The 17,895-nt window shown below is 76.0% G+C and carries 9 protein-coding genes; 6 read left to right on the top strand and 3 right to left on the bottom strand.

Annotated elements, in window-relative coordinates; genetic code table 11:
• Window positions 1–153: 153 nt before the first annotated feature.
• Together WMF44_RS27420 and WMF44_RS27415 are read right to left on the bottom strand one after the other, a co-directional pair.
• On the bottom strand, window positions 154–726 hold the full coding sequence (locus tag WMF44_RS27420; RefSeq protein WP_437292990.1) for an OmpA family protein: 573 nt from the start codon (window positions 724–726) through the stop codon (window positions 154–156).
• 129 nt (window positions 727–855) lie between these two features.
• Window positions 856–3,399, bottom strand: a complete 2,544-nt coding sequence (locus WMF44_RS27415) for a PAS domain S-box protein (protein WP_437292989.1) — start codon at window positions 3,397–3,399, stop codon at window positions 856–858.
• Window positions 3,400–3,679: 280 nt separating this feature from the next.
• Here WMF44_RS27415 and WMF44_RS27410 point away from each other — a divergent pair, with 280 nt between their 5' ends.
• The gene (locus WMF44_RS27410; protein WP_437292988.1) at window positions 3,680–4,186 is read left to right on the top strand and encodes a hypothetical protein; all 507 of its coding nucleotides are present in this window, start codon (window positions 3,680–3,682) and stop codon (window positions 4,184–4,186) included.
• Window positions 4,187–4,202: 16 nt separating this feature from the next.
• On the opposite strand, the gene mug is transcribed toward WMF44_RS27410, so the two are convergent.
• Complete coding sequence (gene mug / locus WMF44_RS27405; protein WP_437301618.1) at window positions 4,203–4,715, bottom strand: G/U mismatch-specific DNA glycosylase; 513 nt, start codon at window positions 4,713–4,715, stop codon at window positions 4,203–4,205.
• Between the two features lie 269 nt (window positions 4,716–4,984).
• Here mug and WMF44_RS27400 point away from each other — a divergent pair, with 269 nt between their 5' ends.
• The 5 genes from WMF44_RS27400 to WMF44_RS27380 all read left to right on the top strand — a co-directional run bounded on the left by WMF44_RS27400 (window position 4,985) and on the right by WMF44_RS27380 (window position 17,885).
• Window positions 4,985–8,170, top strand: coding sequence for a hypothetical protein (locus WMF44_RS27400; protein ID WP_437292987.1), 3,186 nt, complete (start codon window positions 4,985–4,987; stop codon window positions 8,168–8,170).
• 161 nt (window positions 8,171–8,331) lie between these two features.
• The gene (locus WMF44_RS27395) at window positions 8,332–9,774 is read left to right on the top strand and encodes a sigma 54-interacting transcriptional regulator (protein WP_437292986.1); all 1,443 of its coding nucleotides are present in this window, start codon (window positions 8,332–8,334) and stop codon (window positions 9,772–9,774) included.
• Window positions 9,775–9,901: 127 nt separating this feature from the next.
• The gene (locus WMF44_RS27390; RefSeq protein WP_437292985.1) at window positions 9,902–13,102 is read left to right on the top strand and encodes a hypothetical protein; all 3,201 of its coding nucleotides are present in this window, start codon (window positions 9,902–9,904) and stop codon (window positions 13,100–13,102) included.
• Window positions 13,103–13,714: 612 nt separating this feature from the next.
• The gene (locus WMF44_RS27385; protein WP_437292984.1) at window positions 13,715–17,212 is read left to right on the top strand and encodes a hypothetical protein; all 3,498 of its coding nucleotides are present in this window, start codon (window positions 13,715–13,717) and stop codon (window positions 17,210–17,212) included.
• Between the two features lie 70 nt (window positions 17,213–17,282).
• Window positions 17,283–17,885, top strand: a complete 603-nt coding sequence (locus WMF44_RS27380; RefSeq protein ID WP_437292983.1) for a hypothetical protein — start codon at window positions 17,283–17,285, stop codon at window positions 17,883–17,885.
• The last annotated feature ends 10 nt before the right edge of the window (window positions 17,886–17,895 follow it).

Genomic DNA, 17,895 nt, shown 5'->3' with positions numbered 1-17,895 from the left:
CAAGGGCCGCGGCGCGCGGCGCCGTCGCCAACGGAAGAGATGGACTTGGAGGAGGAGAGCCGCCCTGCCGAGAGGGAGAGAGCCAGCTGCAGCGCCGCTCCGGCAGGGCTCCGAGCCGCGTCCGCCGAGCGGGCGAGCGGGCGAGCGCGCGCGTCACCGGGGGGCATGGGCGACGCCGATCAGCGCGACGTCGACCCTGCGATCATAGCCATAGGAGTACATCGGTTGAGCTCCGACCGCCCCTGCGGCGCCCGTCGCGCGCGTCGTGATGCGATCCGCAGGGATGCCCTCCCTCACGAGGATCTCCTTCACCCGCGCGGCGCGGCGGAGCGAGAGCTCCTGGTTGTACGCCGGGGTGCCGCGCGGATCGGCGCGGCCGACGAGCTCTATCCTCGCGCCCTTCAGGCTCGATGAGCGCAGGCAGTCGACGAGCGCCCGGAGCTCCACGTGCTCCTGCGGGAGCGGCTCGGAGGCGTCGAAGGCGAAGCTCGTCTTGGGAAGGCGGCAGACATCGGCGATGTCGGCCCCGAGGGTGAGGCCGATGAAGCGATCTTCGCCTTCCCTGAGATCGGGCCATTCGACCTTGTAGACTCCATCCGGGCCCGGGCTCGGCAACCTCGGCTCGGGCCGAGCCTGCTGCGGGGGTGGCGCCGCGGCGCACGCGGTGAACAGCGAGAGCGCAAGCGCGCCCAGGCAGAGCCTGGGCAGGTTGGACATCGACAGCATGGGAACCCTCCTTTCGAGGTCGGCCGCGACAAGCCGCCTTGTGTTTGGAGGAGGTCGTTCAAGCTCCGTGCCTGTCCGGCGATCGAGGCGTGTCGCCGCGCGCCACGCCCCGCGCTCGAGGCGGGCTCATCAGGGGGATGAAGGCTCCCTGGCCTCGATCTTGGGCCAGGTGAACCGGAAGGTGGCGCCGGCGCCGACGGCGGACTCGACCCAGGCGCGCCCGCCCTTGCTCTGGACGATCTTCTGCACGACCGACAGGCCGATGCCGGTGCCCTCGACCTTGTCGCGCGCCTTCAGCGTCTGAAAGATGCCCCAGATGCGGTCGTGGTACTCGGGCGCGATGCCCGCCCCGTTGTCGGAGACCGAGAACTCCCAGAACGGCCCGGCGTCGCGCGCGCTGATCCGGACCTCCGGATCGGCGCCCCCGGCGTGCTTCAGCGCGTTGCCGATCAGGTTCAGGAACGTTTGCTGGAGCGGCGCGCGCTCGGTGACGAGGACGGGCATGTCGGGGGCGATCTCCACGAGCGTCTCCGGCGGGGGCGCGAGCAGCTCGATGACCTCCCGGAGGAGCTTGCCGACGTCGATCGCCTCGGGCTTCTCGCGGGCGCGGCCCGCCCGCGAGTAGCTCAGGATCCCGTCGATGAGGTTCTCGAGCCGGTGGACGCGCCCGCGCAGCAGATCGAGCTGCTTGCGGCTCTCCGCCGTCATCTTGTCGTTCAGGTCCTCCTCGATCCACTGCGAGAGGTTGGCGATGCCCCTGAGCGGCGCCTTGAGGTCGTGGCTCGTGACGTACGCGAACTGATCGAGCTCCTTGTTGCTGCGCTCCAGCGCCTGGACGAGCCGCTGCCGCTCCTCCTCGGCGCGCTTCTGATCGTCGATGTCCGTGTACGTGCCGAACCAGCGGACGATGCGGCCCGATCCGTCGCGCGCGGCGACCGCCCGGCCGATGAACCAGCGGTACACGCCGTCCGCGCGCCGGAGGCGGCACTGGCTCTCGTACGGCTCGCCCGTGCGGAGCGCCTCCCGGAAGGCCTCGATCGCGCGCTCGTGCTCGTCGGGGTGGATGATCCGGCTCCAGCCCTCGCCGCCGGTGTCCTCCGCGGTGAGCCCCGTGTAGTCGTACCAGCGCCGGTTGAAGTACTCGTGATGACCGTCCGGGCGGTTCGTCCACACGAGCTGCGGCATCGTCTCGGCGAGCAGCCGGAACTGCGCCTCGCTGTGCTTCAGCTCCTCCGCGAGCGTCTCGACCTCCTTGCGCACGGTGACCTCGCGCTCGAAGAGGAGGGCGTTGTCGACGCTGAGGGCGGCGCGCCGGGCGAGCTCCTCGGCGAACTGCACGTCGACCTTCGTGTAGTGCCGGCCCGACTCGGCGTGCGCGAGCGTGATCGCGCCGAGGACGCGGCCGCGCGCCGCCAGCGGCACGACAAGGTACGACCGGAGGCCGAGCTCGCGCGCCATCCGGAGGTGCTCCTCGTCCCGCGCGTTCTCGACGAGCAGGGAGTCCGAGAAATCGGAGGCCCACTCGGCCTCGCCCGTCCGGAGCACCTTCGGCACACCGCGGCTCGCCGCGGGATCGACAGGATAGCTCTGCTCGATCTGGCGGATGAGCTCCGCCTTCTGCGGGTCGGTGTGCAGGACGGCGACGCGCTGGATCGCGCCGTCCTGGCCCTGGATGTCCACGGCGCACCAGTCGGCGAGCAGCGGAACGACGAGCCGGGCGAGCTGCCCGAGCGTCTCGCGGAAGTCGAGCGAGGACGAGAGGATCTCGCCCGCGCCGGCGAGGAGGCTGACGTTGGCCTCGGCGCGCTTGCGCTCGCTGATGTCGAGCACGTAGGTGAGGTTGCGCCGCTGCGTCTCGATGCGGGCGGACCCGACGAGGACAGCGACGCGCTTGCCGTCCTTGCGGATGTACTCCTTCTCGAACTGCCTCGTGACGCCGTGGAGGCTCAGCTCGTTGACCGCGTCGTGGTGGACGTGCTCGTACTCCGGCGGGGAGAGCTCCTGCCAGCTGAGCCGCCCCGCCTTGAGGTCCTCGCGGGTGTAGCCGATCATCGAGAGGAAACAGTCGTTCGCCTCGATGACGCGCCCCTCGTAGTCGCTGAAGAGCAGGCCCATCATGCTGGTGTCCATGATGCGCCGGAACACCTCGTCGCTCGCCTGGCGCTCCAGCTGGCGGAGCGCGGCCTCCTGCCGCTTGATCTGCTCGGCCCTCCGGTGCAGCTCGACGAAGACCGCCACCTTCGCGCGGAGGATGTCGGGATTGAACGGCTTGACGACATAATCGACCGCGCCCTCGCGGTAGCCGCGATACCGTCGGTCCTCGTCCTCCGGCAGCCCCGAGATGAAGATGATCGGCGTGTGCCTCGCCCGATCGAGCCCCCTCACGCGGGCGGCCGTCTCGAAGCCGTCGATTCCGCGCATCTTCACGTCCATGAGGATCAGCGCGAACTCCTCGCGGTTGAGGTGCTCCAGCGCCTCCTCGCCGGATTGCGCGGTGACGAGCCGCTGGCGCAGCGGATCGAGCACGGCCTCGAGGGCGAGGAGGTTCGCGCGGTGATCGTCGACGAGCAGGATGCTCGCCACCGGCTCGGACGGAGCGGACGGGAGGGGAGCGCCCGGCTGGACCGAGGACCTCACCTGAAGCGGGCTCAGCCCTGGCTTTCGGTCGGGCATGACGAAGACGGTTAACGGCGCCCGGACCTTCTGGCAAGCGAAAGCGGCGCTCGCGCGGCGAGGGCCATTCTCCTGCTCCAAGCAGGTATCTCCGGCTCGCCGCGGCACCTCCAGCGCGCAGCGACGAGGCCGCGCGGGATCGGGCTCCGCGCGCCACGCTGTGGCGATCCGTCACGCGCGCCGAACGGAGCGGACCGTCGTGGATGCGGCGCCGCGACGCCGCGGCCGGCAGCGCATGGCTGGCATGGGGCCTGCTGGACGTGCCGCAGAGGGAGCACGTATGCGATTCGGACTCAAGCTGGCTTCATTCGTTGGAGCGCTCGTGGGCGCGCTGCTGCCGTCGCCGGCGGCGGCGGCCGACGGAGCGGGGCTCTTCGCGCTCCCGCCGAGCCGGCTCGACGCGGCGGACGGCGCGGGGATGCCGACCTCCGAGCCGCCTGCGATGTCCGGAGGGACGTTCGTCGAGCTGATGGCGCGCGCGGTGATGGCCGTGCTGTCGCCGCCTCCGTCGGAGCTCCGCGTGGCGCCCCTCGTGGGCCGAGGTGGCGGCGGAGGGCTCCGCCTCGTCCTGCCCGTGTGCGAGGACGGCTGCTCGCGCTACGCGTCCCGCGCCGTCTTCCTCGTCGCGCAGAGCGCGCCCGACTCGCCGTTTGCGTGGCTCGCCGCGGTGGGTCACCGCGGCGGGCGATCGCCCGAGGGGCCGCCCGGCCTCGCGGCCGTCCGGGAAGAGGCCCGCCGCGCGCGCGCGAAGGTGCCTCAGGAGGAGGCGAGCGCGCTGCCCGAGTAGGCGCCCGCTCACCGCGTCACCGCGTGGCCCGGGTCGACGTGGCCGCCTCGTGGAGGGCGCGGAACATCGCAGCGAGCCTGTCCGGCTGGTAGCTGGCGTTGAGCCCGCTGGGGTTCGGAAGCACCCAGAGCCGCGTTGCGCCGAGCGTCTCTGTCTGGGGGCCGGGCACGGCGCGGGGCCTGCCGAACGCGCCTCGATAGGCGCCAATCCCGAGCACGGCGAGGAAGCGAGGGCGGTAGCGTCGCACCGTGGCCTCGAGCCGCCGCCCGCCCGCGGCGAGCTCCTCGGCGGACAGCTCGTCCGCCGATGCTGTCGCGCGCTCGACCACGTTGGTGATCCCGTACCCCAGCTCGAGCAGCTCGCGCTCCTCGGACGGGGAGAGCACGCGATCGGTGAACCCGCCGGCGTGCAGCGCCGGCCAGAACCGGTTGCCGGGGCGGGCGAAGTTGTGCCCGACGGCGGCGGTGTAGAGGCCCGGGTTGATGCCGCAGAAGAGGACGTCGAGGTCCGGGGCGATGACGTCCGGCACCGTCTTGCCGGCGGCGGCGAGGAGCTCGTCGCGGGTGGGTCGTCGGGGGCGGGGAGGGGAGTGCACAGGCTTTCCGGGCGGGCGCAGGGCGCCGCGGCTGCAGCTTACGACGCCGCTGCGCGAAGGCGCGCGGGCGCCGAGGGCGAGGAGCGCGGGCGCCGGGGACGACGGGCGCGAACGCCGGGGGTGAGGGCGTGGGGGGCGAGGACGTGGATCGGCGCTGGACGGGGGCGCGACAACGGATACCGTCGTGCTTTCCCCGGATGCTGGTGCGCTCGCTCGCTCTGATCTCGGCTCTCCTCGCGGCCGCCTGCGCGCGTGCGCCCGAGCCGAGCCCGGCGAGCGGCGCGGGGGCTCGGGCCGCGCGTGCGCCGGGCGCGACCGGCTCCGCCAGCGCTGCCCCGGCGGGGGCGCGCTATTTCCAGGCGCTCTCCGAGGGCGTGTTCCGGGCAACGCACGACGGACCGGCCGCGGCCGTCGCGGCGCGCGTCGTCATGGAGGGCGCGCGGCTCGAGCTCGGCGGAGACGGGCGCGTCGCCGCGGCGGCGTGGGAGGCCGATCTGTGGGCGTCCGGCGAGCCGGTCGTCGGATCACTCGCGATCGCGCCCCACCTCGGCGGGGGCTTCCTGCACTGGACCCGGCGCAGGGCGTTCCGCTCGCGCGGCTTCACGGGGCCGCTCGCGGAGGTGGCGCTCGGCGGCGGCGGCGCGGTGCGGGGCGCCCGCAACGGCCTGCGAGGCGTCGTTGTCTTCACGGAGCAGGGGCCGCGGGAGCTCCTGCCGGGCGAGGATCGGGGCCGGGCGCTCGACACGCCGGCCATCCACGATCTGGCCGCGCTGGACGCCGCGCGGGCGGCGCGCCTCGACGTCTTCGGCCGCGCCGCGACGACGGCGGACGGCGGCAGGACGTGGATCGACGCCGGCCAGCGGCTCGGGCTCGCCGTGCGCGCCCTGAGCGTCGCCCCGGACGCGCTCTCGCTCGACACGGCGCTCGGGCGCGTGGCCGTCCTCCCGGACGGCTCGCTCGGCCGGCCCGACGGCGATCCCCGCGCGATCTGGCAGCCGAGCGGGTCGTTCCAGCTGCTCTTCGCGGGCGCCCAGGCCGCCTCGCGCGACGCCCCCGTCCTCGACGATCTCGCGCCGCTCGCGGCGGCCGTCTCCGCGGGCGCGCTCTTGCCCGACGGGACAGCGCTCGCGGTGTTCGACGGCGGCGTCGCGCGGATCGACGTGAGCACGGGCGCGGTGCGCGAGCGATTCTCCGGCTGGCTCCCGGACGGGCTGGGCTGCGCGCCGGTGCCCGCGAAGGACGGGCCGCTCTTCCTCTGCGCGTGGGACGATTACGACGGCTACGGCAGCTACGTCCTGCGCTCCGAGCGCGGCGAGGCGCCGCGGATGGAGCGCGCCTTCAGCGACGAGGGGTTCTTCGTGGCCGACGATGGCGGCGCGCTCGGCTACGTCGGCGGCTGCGCGGCGTCGCCGCGGGTCGCCAGCGACGAGGAGCGAGATCGCCGCTACGGCGAGGTCGTGATCCACCCGAAGATCTGCGTGCGGCGCGGCCCGGACGACTGGGTCGAGCATGCGGTCGAGCTCGGCGAGTCGCAGGCGCTCGTCGGCTGGGCGCCGCGCCGCGACGGGAGCGCGATCGCGCTGCTGAGGGGCGAGCGCGACGCGCGGCTGCCACCGCCCGCCGGGGCGCCGCGGGGCCGCGACGAGGGGGGCGCGCGGGTCGTGCAGCTCCGCGGGCACCTCCCCGGCTGGTACTGGACGCCGCCCCTGCGCGACGGGACACGGGCGCTCGTCGACAGGCGCTTCCGCGCGCGCGAGGACGGCGGGGTCGACGGGTGGCTGTCGTCGGTCGAGTGGCCCGATCCCGTCGGGCAGGGGAGCCTGGGCGTCACGATAGCGGACGACGGGACGGTCTCGCCGCACGCCCTGCCGCCGGATCCGGCGGGGATGGTGGTGACGGGCGACAACGGCGTGCTCGTCACGGCCGGCGCGGAGCTCTACGAGACGCTCGATCACGGCCGCACGTGGCGCGCCGCAGGGCGCTCGCCGGTGCCCCCGCCGTCGTTCCAGGGCGGGTGCTCCGCGCTCGGCTGTGCGTTGAGCGGCGTGGTGCGGCTCGGCTGGGGCGCGGGCGAGCCGTCGCCGGCCATCGCCGCCGCGCCGGGTCCCGGCTGCGGGGCGGCGGAGGCCGGCCGCGCGGGCGGCGCCGGGGCGGGCGCGGCGGCTTGCCCGGGCGGCGCCGGCCGGATCGACGGGCCGCCGGAGGCGCTGCCGTCGCTCTCCTGTGCGCCGATCGAGCTGCCGGCGCTGCGCCCGCGCGCCGCGCCCGAGGCTGGCTCGGAGCGATGGGCCGTGCCGACGCCGTATGGCGAGACGCTCGAGGTCGTCGCCGACGCGCCGGCGCCTGGGCGCGCCGCGCGGCCGGCCGAGGAGGCGCCGCCCGCCGAGGAGGCCGCGCCCGAGGAGGCGCCGCCGAGCGGCGCGGCGCCGGGCAAGGGCGGCGGGGCGCCGGGAAAGGGAGGCCCGAAGGTCGCGGCGGTCCGGACGCACAGCGTGCTCTACCTGCCGCCGTTCGATCTGCGCGGCGAGGCGCTGCGGCTGAACGCGACCGAGCTCGCGCTGCGCGGCGGGCACGGCGGGAGGCGCGGCGCGTCGATGCCGCTGCTCGCCGCGAGCGGCGAGGTCGGGCTGCTCGTCCTCGCCGAGGGGGGCGAGCTGCTGCTCGGCCCGCAGGGCGCGCTGGCGCTCCCGGCGTTCGAGCCGCGCCGAGGTTACGCGGACACCGCGCCGGGGCGGGCCCCGGGTCTCCTGCTCGGTCCTGGCCGCGCGCTCGTGCTCGGCGAGCTCCGGCGCCGCGTGGCCGTCGAGGAGCACACGCCGGAGCCCCGGCGGCCTGCGCGCCTCGTGGCGCTCGACCGCGAGGAGCTCCGGGGCCGGCCGATGACCCTCGCGTGGCGCGACGACGGCGAGGCCGGCGTGCTGGTGCTCGACGGCGCGGCCCTCGAGATCGCGGGCGCGGCGGTGCTGGACCGCATGGGGGGGACCGCGGGCGAGGTGGCCGCGCTCGCGCCCTGGGCGACGCTGACCGCCGCCAGCGACGCGCGCTGCCGCGCCCAGAGGGGCGCGTGGCGCGCGCTCGTGGCGCTCGATCCGGAGCGCGCGCTGCGCCTCGACAGGAGGGCGCTGCCCGCGATCGCGCTCGGGAACCAGGGCCTCGCGCTGGTGCGCTGGGGGCGCGAGCGCGTCTGCCTCGACGCGCTGCACCTCGCGGCCTCCGACTCGAGGCGGCGCGGTGAGCGCGCGGAGGACGCGGCGCTGATCGCGCGGTGGACGGCCGCGCGGGGGCAGGGGGGCGGCGCCGGCGCCGGCGCAGGACAAGGCGCGCTGCGAGCGCAGGCGACGACGCAGCGCCTCGTGTGCTCCGTGGGCGCGCGGCCCGAGGACGGCTGAGGCGCGGCGTGGATGTGGGTCTGCCGCTCCGAAGACCCCCCGCGAGCACGATCGGCTCGGACGAATGATGCGCCCGGCGGACGGATAGGTTGGTACCATCACCATTTCCAATGCACGGCGACGGGACAGAACGGTCGAAGGACATCGATAGTACAGCGTCAATGCAATTTCGTGCTCCGTTCTCTCGGCAGACCAGCGCCGGGGCGGGGCTCGTGTTGCTCTACGCCGACAACTACGAGCAATTCCGTCCTGCGTACCCCGTGCTCGAGCAGGGCTCGGTCCTCGGCCGCGATCCGACAGCGGATGTGTCCGTGCCGACGCGGAGCGCTTCGCGCCATCATGCCCGGATCGAGCGGCGGGGCGGCGTCTGGCGGCTGACCGACCTCGGCGGCCGCAACGGCACGCTCTGCAACGGCGCGTTCGTCACGGAGGCGCCCATCGCGCACCTCGACCAGGTCCGGGTGGGCGACGCCATCTTCAAGTTCGTCGAGCGCGACGTCGAGAGCTACGCCCGCTACCGCATCGACGGGGCTTACGTCGAGGCGCCGGGCTCGCAGGAGGGGCCGCCGAGCTTCTCGATGGGGCGGATCGTGGGCGGCTACCAGACCCGGACGCTCGCCCGCAGCCTGTACGAGATCGCGCGCAGCGAGCTCTCGGTGCTGATCCGCGGCGAGAGCGGGACGGGAAAGGAGATCTTCGCCCAGCAGCTCCACGACTGGAGCGGCCGGCGCGGCCCGTTCCTGGCCGTCAACTGCGCCGCCATCCCCGCCGCCCTCGTCGAGGGGGAGCTCTTCGGGCACCGGCGCGGCGCGTTCTCGGGCGCCGACCGCGACAGGGCGGGCATCCTCCGCGCGGCCCACGAGGGCACGCTCTTCCTCGACGAGATCGGGGACATGCCGGCGGAAGCCCAGGCGAAGCTCCTCCGGGTGATCCAGTCGAAAGAGTTCACGCCGCTCGGCGGGACGCAGGCCGAGCGGATCGACGTGCGGATCGTCGCCGCCACGCACCGCGATCTCGACAAGCTCCAGCAGACGGGCGCCTTCCGCGCCGATCTGTTCGGTCGCCTGAACGAGCACAGCGTGACCCTGCCCCCCCTCCGCGAGCGCAAGGAAGACATGTTCTTGCTCTGCACCGCGCTCGCGGCGCGCCACGGCCGGTCCGAGATCCGGCCCAGCATGGTCTCCATGACGGCCCTGCTCCACCACGATTTCCCCTACAATGTGCGGGAGCTCGAGGCGCTCCTGAAGCGCTGGGCCGCCGCGGATCGCGGCGCCGAGTTCGGCATCCAGGATCTCAGCGACAGCATCCGCGATCGGATGAAGACGTACGGGGCCCGGGGCGCTGCCCTCGCGAGCCCGCTCGCGGAGGACGCCCGCGCCACGGTCTACCCGCAGTACGACGAGGAGCCCGCGGAGGACGGAGCGTCCGCGCCGGGCGGGCCGCTGCCGCCGAGGACCGCCCCGGAGGAGAGCGTGCTCCGGGATCTCCTGGCGAGGCACCAGGGGAACGTCGCCGCCGTGGCGCGCGTGCTGGGGAGGGATCGCGTGCAGGTGCACCGCTGGATGAGGCGGTACAACCTCAAGCCCGACACGTTTCGCGGGTAGCACGCGCTCGAGGCCGCGCAGAGCGGCTACACTCGCGCCGAACGGGAAGGACACGCGCTGAGCGGCCTGCCCTCGATCGCGCCGAGCACCGCACGGGATGGATCCTGCCCGCCTGAGACTGGATGTCGTGGCTCCTCTCCTCGCCGCGCTCGCGCTCGCGGCGTGCGGCGCGGCCGAGCCGGCGGCCGCGCCGCACGGCGCGCTCGAACCGCCTCCCCGCGCCCCCTCGACCGTCGCGCTCGGCCCGGCCCGGTACGTCGCGCAGCCGTACTTCGGCCTCGTCGAGCGCGTGGTCATCGACGGCCGGGAGGTCGACAGGGCGATCGTCAACGGCCAGCGCGCCGAGCTGCACGGCCTCGATCGGCTCGATCCGCTGGGCGCGGACCGCGTGGTGCTCGCCGGCGGCGCGGCGTTCCCCGCGTGGGCCCGGCCCGGCGGGCGCGCAGCCGGCGTCGCGCGCGTCGCGCCCGCCGCGCGCTACCTGTTCTGGAGCGGCGGCGACATCTACGCCGCCGAGAGCTTCGGCGGGGAGCTCCGCAAGCTCGCGACCCTGCCGGGCGACGTCGCCAGCGCGTTCCCATGGCTCGACGGCATCGGGCTGCTCACGGCGGCCGGGAGCTTCGTCGTCCAGGGCGCGAGCGGCGCGCTGCGGCCGCTCGGCGCGCCGTCCCTCGTCGCGGCCGCGGCGGCCAGCGAGCGCCGCGCGCTCGTCCTGACCGTCTTCGGGCGCGCGCTCCTCACGCTCGACGCGGGCGCTTCGTACCGCGACGTCACGGCGGAGCTCGGCGACGCGATCGCGCTCGACGTCCGCGGCGAGGAGATCGTCGCCTCGCTGGCCTTCGGCCTCGAGCGCGCCGTCGAGCCGAGCGGTCGCCTCGGCGAGCCCCGCGCGCGGCGCGCGCCGCCGGAGGCCGGCGTCGATCCGGGGTGGCTCGGCCGCGCGCCCTTCCAGCAGCTCGCGGAGGCCGTCGCCTCGGGCCTGCCGCTCGCCGACGGCGGGGCCGCGCTCGCCGTGGACGGCCTCATCGGCCGCGTCGACCTCGCCACCGGCCGCGCCTCGTCCGTCGCGCCGCTCCCGCCCGGCAGCGGCGAGTGCGCGCCGTTCCGCGCGGGCGACGCGCTGCTCGCTGTCTGCGCCGGCCCGGAGCGCGCGAGCGTCGTCGACCTCTCCAGCGACGCGCGCGCGCTCCGCGTCGAGCGCTCGTTCGAGCTCCTGCCCGAGCCGGCGCGGGAGACCGATCGCTTCGTCGGCGTCGACGGCGAGGCGCTCGGTTACGTGGGGCCGTGCGAGGGGCGGCCGACGCCGCGGATCGATCTCCGCGCGCTCTCTCAACAAGGGGCGCTCGGCGGCGACGCGACGCAACAGAGCGCGGTGTTCTGCGTGCGGCGCGGGCCGGGGGACTGGGTCGAGCACCGCCTCGACGCGGCGGACGCGAGCGACGTCCTCGCGTGGATCCCGCGCCGCGGCGGGGGCGCGGTCGCGCTCATCGCGCGCCCCGGCACGTTCCTGCCGGACGGCGAGCGCGTCGAGGTGCGCGGCGCGCTGCGCGTCGTGCGGCTCGCGCGGGGCGAGCCGCCGCTCCTCTGGCCTCCGTACGGTGAAGAGCAGGCGGAGCTGCTCTCGCGCGCGCTCGCCGCGCGCGCGGACGGCGCCATCGAGGGCTGGCTCCCCGTGCACGGCTACGCGGCCGATCCCGCGCCGATCACGATCGACCCCGCCGGCCGGCTGCGCCGCCGCGCCGTGCCGGCGCGCGCGCGCTCGATCGCGGCGTCGGGCCCCTTCGCGCTCGCCGAGACCGAGGACGGCGAGCTCTTCGAGACGATCGATCGAGGGCAGCGGTGGGCGCCCGTCGCGCCGCCGCCGGGCGGCGGGGCCGCGCGCCTCGACGCCTGCTCGGCGGTGGGCTGCAGCCTCGGCACGTTCCTCCGGCTCGGGTGGGCGTCGGCCCCGCGCTCCGGCGGCGGCGGCGGCGCCGGAGGCCGCGCCGCGTCGCCGCCCGGCGCGGCCCTTTCGGAGCCGCCCCTCGCGCGGCCCGCGCCGGATCGCGACAGGGCGGCGCGGCCTCCGGCGCCGCCGCCCCTCGCGCGGCTCGCCTGCAGCTTCGCGGGGCCGCTCGACGCCGCGCGCGTGCCGGAGTCGTCCGGGTTCGGCGCCGTCGCCGCGCCGCCCTCGCGCATGGCGGGCACGCTGCGGCTCGGCACCCTCGGGATGCTGGCGCTGCCGTCGTTCAACGTCGGCCAGCCGGGCAGCGTCGGCCCGTCGGGCGGCGGCGGCCTGCCGGGCCCCTCCTTTGCCGACGCGGAGCTCGCGTGGATCGCGCCGCTCGACCTGCGCGCCGAGATCCACCGCGCCACCGTGCCGCTCACGAGCGCCGGGCTGCTCCAGCTCGCGTACCGGCCGTACGAGGCGCCGATCGGGCTCGTCATCGATCGCGAGGGGCGCGTGGTCCCGGTCGCGGCCGGCCCGGCGGAGGCGTGCCTCGCCGGCCTGCTGGACGCCGCGCGCGTCACGCGGCCGGTCGGCGGCTGCGCCCCCCAGCCCGCGATCGGCGTCGATCTCGGCGATCGCGCGGTGTTCCTGAGCCCGCGGCACGACGGCCTCGCGGTGAGCTCGGTCGACCTCCGCGGCGCGCGCGGCGAGGCTCCTCTCGCGCGGCCCGCGGGCGGCGGGCCGCCTCCGGCGATCCGGGAGCTCCACGTGCAGCGCACCGCGCGCGCGGCGGCGGCGCAGCGGGCGCGCTTCGCCTTCGGCGCGGGCGCTCGCGCGGGCGCGCCCGTCTTCGTGGCGGTCGCCGGAGACGGCGGCGCGGTGCTCTCGGTGGTCGACCCCGTGCTCGGCACCCTGGGGCCCGAGGAAGCGCTCGCCCCGCTCGGCGCGCTCGGCGCGGGCGGCGACCCCGCCTGCGCGCCGCGCGCCTTCGATGCGCGCGTGGTCCTGTCGTTCGACACGGAGATCGGCCTCGTGCCCGGCGCGCTGCCGGGGATCACCGCGGCCGGGACGGCCGGCGTCGCGGTGATCCGGTGGTCGCGCGAGCGCGCGTGCCTCGACGCCGTCGAGCTCGTCGTGCGCGACGAGCGCTACGAGGGCGGCCTCGGCTTCTACGAGCCGCCCGGCGTCGTGAAGAAGCTCATCGCGCGCTTCGCGGGGCCGACGCCCGCGGCGCCGCTCGGCGCGTACGCGAAGGGAGGGCGCGGCGGGCCGAGCCCCGCGGCGGCGCGGCGGAGCGAGCCGGTCGAGCGCGCCGGGGGAGGCACCCTCGCGCTCGTGCTGCAGGGCCAGGAGATCCGGCAGCCGGTCGAGTGCAAGGCGGTCGTGAGGGGGCCCTGAGCAGTCTCTGCGCTCTCCAGCGTGGCCTCCGCGCCCCTGCTGTGCGGCCCTGGCGCCCCTGCTGCGCAGCCTCGGCGCCCTCCAGCGCGGCCTCCGCGCCTCTGCTGTGCGGCCCTGGCGCCCCTGCTGCGCAGCCTCGGCGCCCTCCAGCGTGGCCTCCGCGCCCCCGCTGCGCGGCCCTGGCGCCCCTGCTGCGCAGCCTCGGCGCCCTCCAGCGTGGCCTCCGCGCCCCTCCTGTGCACCCCCTTGTGTGTCCTGCGTCACGATCGCGTGGGTCCAGCGCGGCCCTGGCGCCCCTCCTGCGGCGTCTCAGCGGTCTCCAGCGCGGCCCTGGCGCCCCTCCTGCGCACCCCTCCCCAGAGCGACAAGCGGGTTGAAGCCACGAGAAAAAGCAGGAATTTCACAGGGAGACGGGGAGGCGGGGAGCGAGAGACGGCAAGAGGGAGAAATTCATTTCTTCTTCCTCCCCGCCTCCCTGTGAAAATTCTCCGGGTTTCAACGTGAATCGGTGTCCTGGGAGCCATGGAGGATGCTGAAAGCCTTCCTCATCCTCTGAGATCGACACCTCGCTGCCCGCTCCGGTGTGCTTTGGGATCGTCTACAGTGCCCTGCGTGGTCCCCTGGGAGGGCGACGGAGGCGCAGGTCATGGAACGGCAGACCGGACCCGGAACGACGTTCGCCCCGGACCTCATCCGCACCACGACGGCCGCCGGCGTGCTCTGCTGAAGCCGCGGCGATCGCTCCTCCGCCTCGCGACGCTCGCCGCTGCGATCCCGTCCCGCGCAGGCGTCCTCCTCGGGCTCGCCCTCGCCGCTGCCTGCAGCGCAGCCCCGGAGCGCCCTCCGCGGCCTGCGCAGCCTCCGGCCGCGGCGCTCGCCGACCCGCTATCGCTCTCTCCCGCGCGCTACGTCCTCACCGAGGACATCGGCGTCCTCCTCGACGCCGCCGCCGGGGCCGACGAACGCGCGCCCGCGCCCCGCCCGGAGCCCGCGCTCTTCGAAGGGCGCCGCGTTCGCCTCGACGGGGGCGTCGTGCTCGCCGACGCCCCTGCGGCCGAGCTGCTCCGCGGGTTCCGGTCGATCCCGGCGCGCCTCGGGGGCGGGTTCCTCCTGTGGTCCGAGGGCCGCGTCTACCGCGCCGCCGACTTCCTCGGCGAGCTCGCGCCCATCGCCGACGTCGGCGCCCCCGGCGGCGCGCGGCCGTACCTCGACGCGATCCTGCTGCGCAGCGATCGGGGGCTCCTCGAGATCGATCCCTCCACGCTCGCCGTTCGCCGCTTCGGCGCCGCGGGCGTCGTCGACGCGGTGGCCGTCGACGCGCGCCGCGCGGCGCGCCTCGACCTGTTCGGCCGCGCCTCGGTCACCCTGGACGGGGGCGCCACCTGGATCGACGTGCTCGAGACGCGCGGGCTCGCCACGTCGCTCCTCGAGGAGCAGGACGGCGGCAGAGCGGTCGCGCTCCTGGCTCCGCTCGGCGGCGCCACGCTCCACGTGAGCGCTGCCGGCCTCGCACCCGCGCTGCCCCCTCCGCCGCGGGCCGGGCCGAGCGCCTCGCTCTCGCTCCCGCCTGCGCGGGACCCCACGCTCGGCGCCTCCTCGGTCCGCGCGCTGGCCCCGGCAGGGCTCGCGCTTGCCGCGGCCACCGGCGCGCTCCTCCCTGGCGGCCGGTTGCTCGTCGCTCGCGACGGCGTCCTCGCCGTGTTCGCGGCGGCGACCGCCCAGCCCCTCGCGGAGGCGGCGATCGAGAGCCTCGACCCGAGTTATGCGCGCTGCCAGCCGTTCCGCTCGGGCGACGACGTCTTGCTCGCGTGCGCGCACGAGGGCGCCCAGGTGCTCCGGCTCGAGACGACGCTCTCCGCGCCACAGCTGGAGGCCACGTTCCCGCCCCGCGGCCGAGGCCTCGATCCGATCGCGAGCCCGCACGGCGCGTTCGTCGGCGACGATCGCGGACGCCTCGCCTTCCTCGGCCGGTGCGGCAGCGTCCCCCCTGGGCTCCACGACTTTCCGGAGAGCCCGGGAGGCGCCGGCCCGACGGACGACGAGGCGCCATGGCCCCCGCGCTTCGCGCGGCTTTCGCCGGACGAGCCGCGAGAGGACGCCGCGAGCCGCGAGCCCGCAGACGAAGGCGTCACGCGCGTGTGTGTGCGCGTCGGCGGCGGCCGCTGGGTCGAGCGCCGGATCGAGGGCGAGGACGCCGACCGCCTCTACCGCTGGATCGTCGGCGAGCGCGGGACCGTCACCGCGCTCGTGCTGGAGGCGCCGGAGGGGCCGCGGCCGCGGCCGCGGCCGCGGCACTCCGAGGAGGAGGAGGACGAGGAATCTGACGAGGAAGTGCGCCGGCCCTCCGAGGGCGAGGAGGAGGACGGCGCGCCGCGGAGGTCACCTCCCGGCTCCCCCGCGCGCGGGCGCGAACGTCCCGCGGGCCCGCCCGAGGGCGTCCGCGTGGTCCGCGTGCGCGATCGCGACCCGGCGCTCGCGGGCGGCGCCTTCCCGGCGCTCGCGGGCGGCGTCTTCGCGGGGGCCGCCGACGCCTCATCGCCGCCGCGCCTCATCGACACCGATTTCTGGGAGGACGACGACGGCGCCGCGCGCGGCTGGCTGCACCTGCCCGAGGAGGCCTATGGCGTCTCGCCCGCCCGCGAGGCGCTGCCGGAGGCGGGCTCTCTCTCTCGCGCCCGTCGAGCGGAGCGGCTGCTCTCGCGCCGCCGCGGCGGCCGCATCGCCGGCCTGCGCATCGACGCGCGCGGCGGTGTCACCGTCTTTCCCCTCCCGGCCGGCGTCCAGAACGTCGTCGTCGGCGGGCGGTTCGCGCTCGCCGCCACCGGCGACGACCCGCCGGCCTTCTTCGAGTCGACCGACGGCGGCCGCTCGTGGCGCCCGGCCGAGGGGCCGCCCGCACGCCAGATCGAGCCTCCATTCGACGAGGGCGCCCCCTTCGCCTGCTCCCCGATCGGCTGCGCGATGGGTGAGCACGGCCTCGTCCGCCTCGGCTGGGGCGGCCCTCCGCCCTCGCCGCGCGGCGCGCCGCCGCCCTTCGCTCCCGCGGTGAACCCAGCGCTCCGCGCCGCTCCTCCGCCGCTCGTCTCCTGCCGCCTCGACGACGACCCCTCGTCCTTCCCGCCGCCGTCGGCCGCCCCGGCGCCGCCCCCCTCGGGTCGCCGCGCTCCCCGGGGCACGCCCGTGGCAGGGGGCGTGCCCGCGACGGCCCGCCTGGCCGGCGGCGCGCCCCCTGTCGTCTCGCTGTCGAGCGCCCCGTCCTCGCCCCTGGGCGCGCTCCGCGACGGCACCTTCACCGCGAGCGTGCTCCTGCCGTTCGCGCGCGCCGGAGCGCCGCGCCGCCTGTCGCTCCGCGACGGCTCGCTCGGCGCCGCGTCCGGCGACGTCGTCCCCGTGCTGCTCGCGCCAGGCGCCAGGGCGCCCGCGGATCTGCTGCTGCTCTTCGACGCGAGCGGGCCGCACGGGCGGCGCGGCCTCCGCGTGCGCGCGGGCGCCGAGCCCCCGGCGCTCCTGCCGTTCGACAACGCCGGCACGATCGCCGCCGCGGTCGAGCTGCCGGGCGGCGAGCTGCTCGCCCTCGACGCCGGGAGGCGCAGCTTACTCGTCGCCGTGCGGCAGGGCACCTTCCCGGCCTTCGGGCTCGCGCGTGTCCCCGAGCTCGCGGGCGCCCGCCTCACCCTGGGCCGCCGGCTCGACGCCCCTGGCGTCGCCCTCATCGGCTACTCCGTCGCTTCGGGGGAGGTGGTCGCGGGGCCGATCGACGTCGCCCGTGGCCAGGTCGGCCCGATCGAGCCGCTCGGGACCCTCGCGTCGCTCGCGGCGATGGGCGCCGGCGGCTGCGGCGGCGCGCGGCCGTCGCACCGGTTCATCGCCGAGCTGCCCGCCACGCTGCGGGTGGCGTCGAGGAGCGGGGCGCCGCTGTTCGAGGGGGACGCCCCCGCGTCCGCGCTGCTCTCCGGCGGCCGCGGCGCCCTGTGCGTCGAGGCGATCGAGATCCGCGCCGCGGCCCGGGGCGGGCTGGACCTCGGCGTGGTCTTCGGCCCCGACGGCGCCGCCGCGCTCCGCGACGGCGGGGGCGGCGGCGCCGTGAGACTCCGCTGCGAGCTGATGTGAAACCCGCCATGACGGGCGGCGAGCATCCGGAGATTCCGCGTCGGCGGGCCTCCCGTGCTAGGGTCCGCCAATGCCCGCCCTTCGATCCTTGGCCCTGCCGATCGCGGTGGCCGCGTCGATGCTCGCGCTGAACGCATGCTCTGAGCGGCCCACCAACTTCCCCGATCGCGACGGTGTCATCGCCGCCCAGGCCGAGTGGTGCGCCGCGCTCGCCAAGCTCCAGCGCGCCGGTTCTTCCTGGGAGCACCTCAACGCGTGCAAGGCCGCCTACCCGACCTCGTCGCCAACGTACCTCCGCGCGATGACGAGCTGCTTCTCGCGCCGCATGGAAGCCGCCGCCGAGAGCTCGCCGGACCGGAGCCAGATCATCCTGGAGTGCAACGACGAGGTGGCCGTCAAGCTCAACCCGGACGAGCCCGCGGCGGCGCCGGTCATCGAGTCCCGCTGCGCGCGCATGGCCCGCTGCGAGAGGGTGCCCGTCCCCGCGTGCAAGAGCGCGTTCAGCAAGCTCGAGGCGGCCCAGCGCGCGATGTTCACCACCATCTACAACGCCTCCGGCCGCTACGAGATCATCGACTGCCTCGAGAACGCGAGCTGCACCGACAACGAGGAGGCGGGCCGCCAGGCCTGTTACAAGCCCACCTCCGACGCGCTGCTCTGGTTCCCCGACTGAGCCCCGCGCG

Origin of the sequence: Sorangium sp. So ce426 (assembly GCF_051475585.1) — a bacterium.
Classification (GTDB): domain Bacteria; phylum Myxococcota_A; class Polyangia; order Polyangiales; family Polyangiaceae; genus Sorangium; species Sorangium cellulosum_B.
The sequence above is the reverse complement of the archived record's forward strand: the minus strand, read 5'-3'. Positions and strand labels throughout refer to the sequence as shown.

Coding starts and splice junctions, on each gene's coding strand:
- WMF44_RS27415 (WP_437292989.1), bottom strand. CDS start 3,399: ATGCCCGACCGAAAGCCAGGGCTGAGCCCGCTTCAGGTGAGGTCCTCG.
- WMF44_RS27420 (WP_437292990.1), bottom strand. CDS start 726: ATGCTGTCGATGTCCAACCTGCCCAGGCTCTGCCTGGGCGCGCTTGCG.
- WMF44_RS27410 (WP_437292988.1), top strand. CDS start 3,680: ATGCGATTCGGACTCAAGCTGGCTTCATTCGTTGGAGCGCTCGTGGGC.
- WMF44_RS27380 (WP_437292983.1), top strand. CDS start 17,283: ATGCCCGCCCTTCGATCCTTGGCCCTGCCGATCGCGGTGGCCGCGTCG.
- WMF44_RS27395 (WP_437292986.1), top strand. CDS start 8,332: ATGCAATTTCGTGCTCCGTTCTCTCGGCAGACCAGCGCCGGGGCGGGG.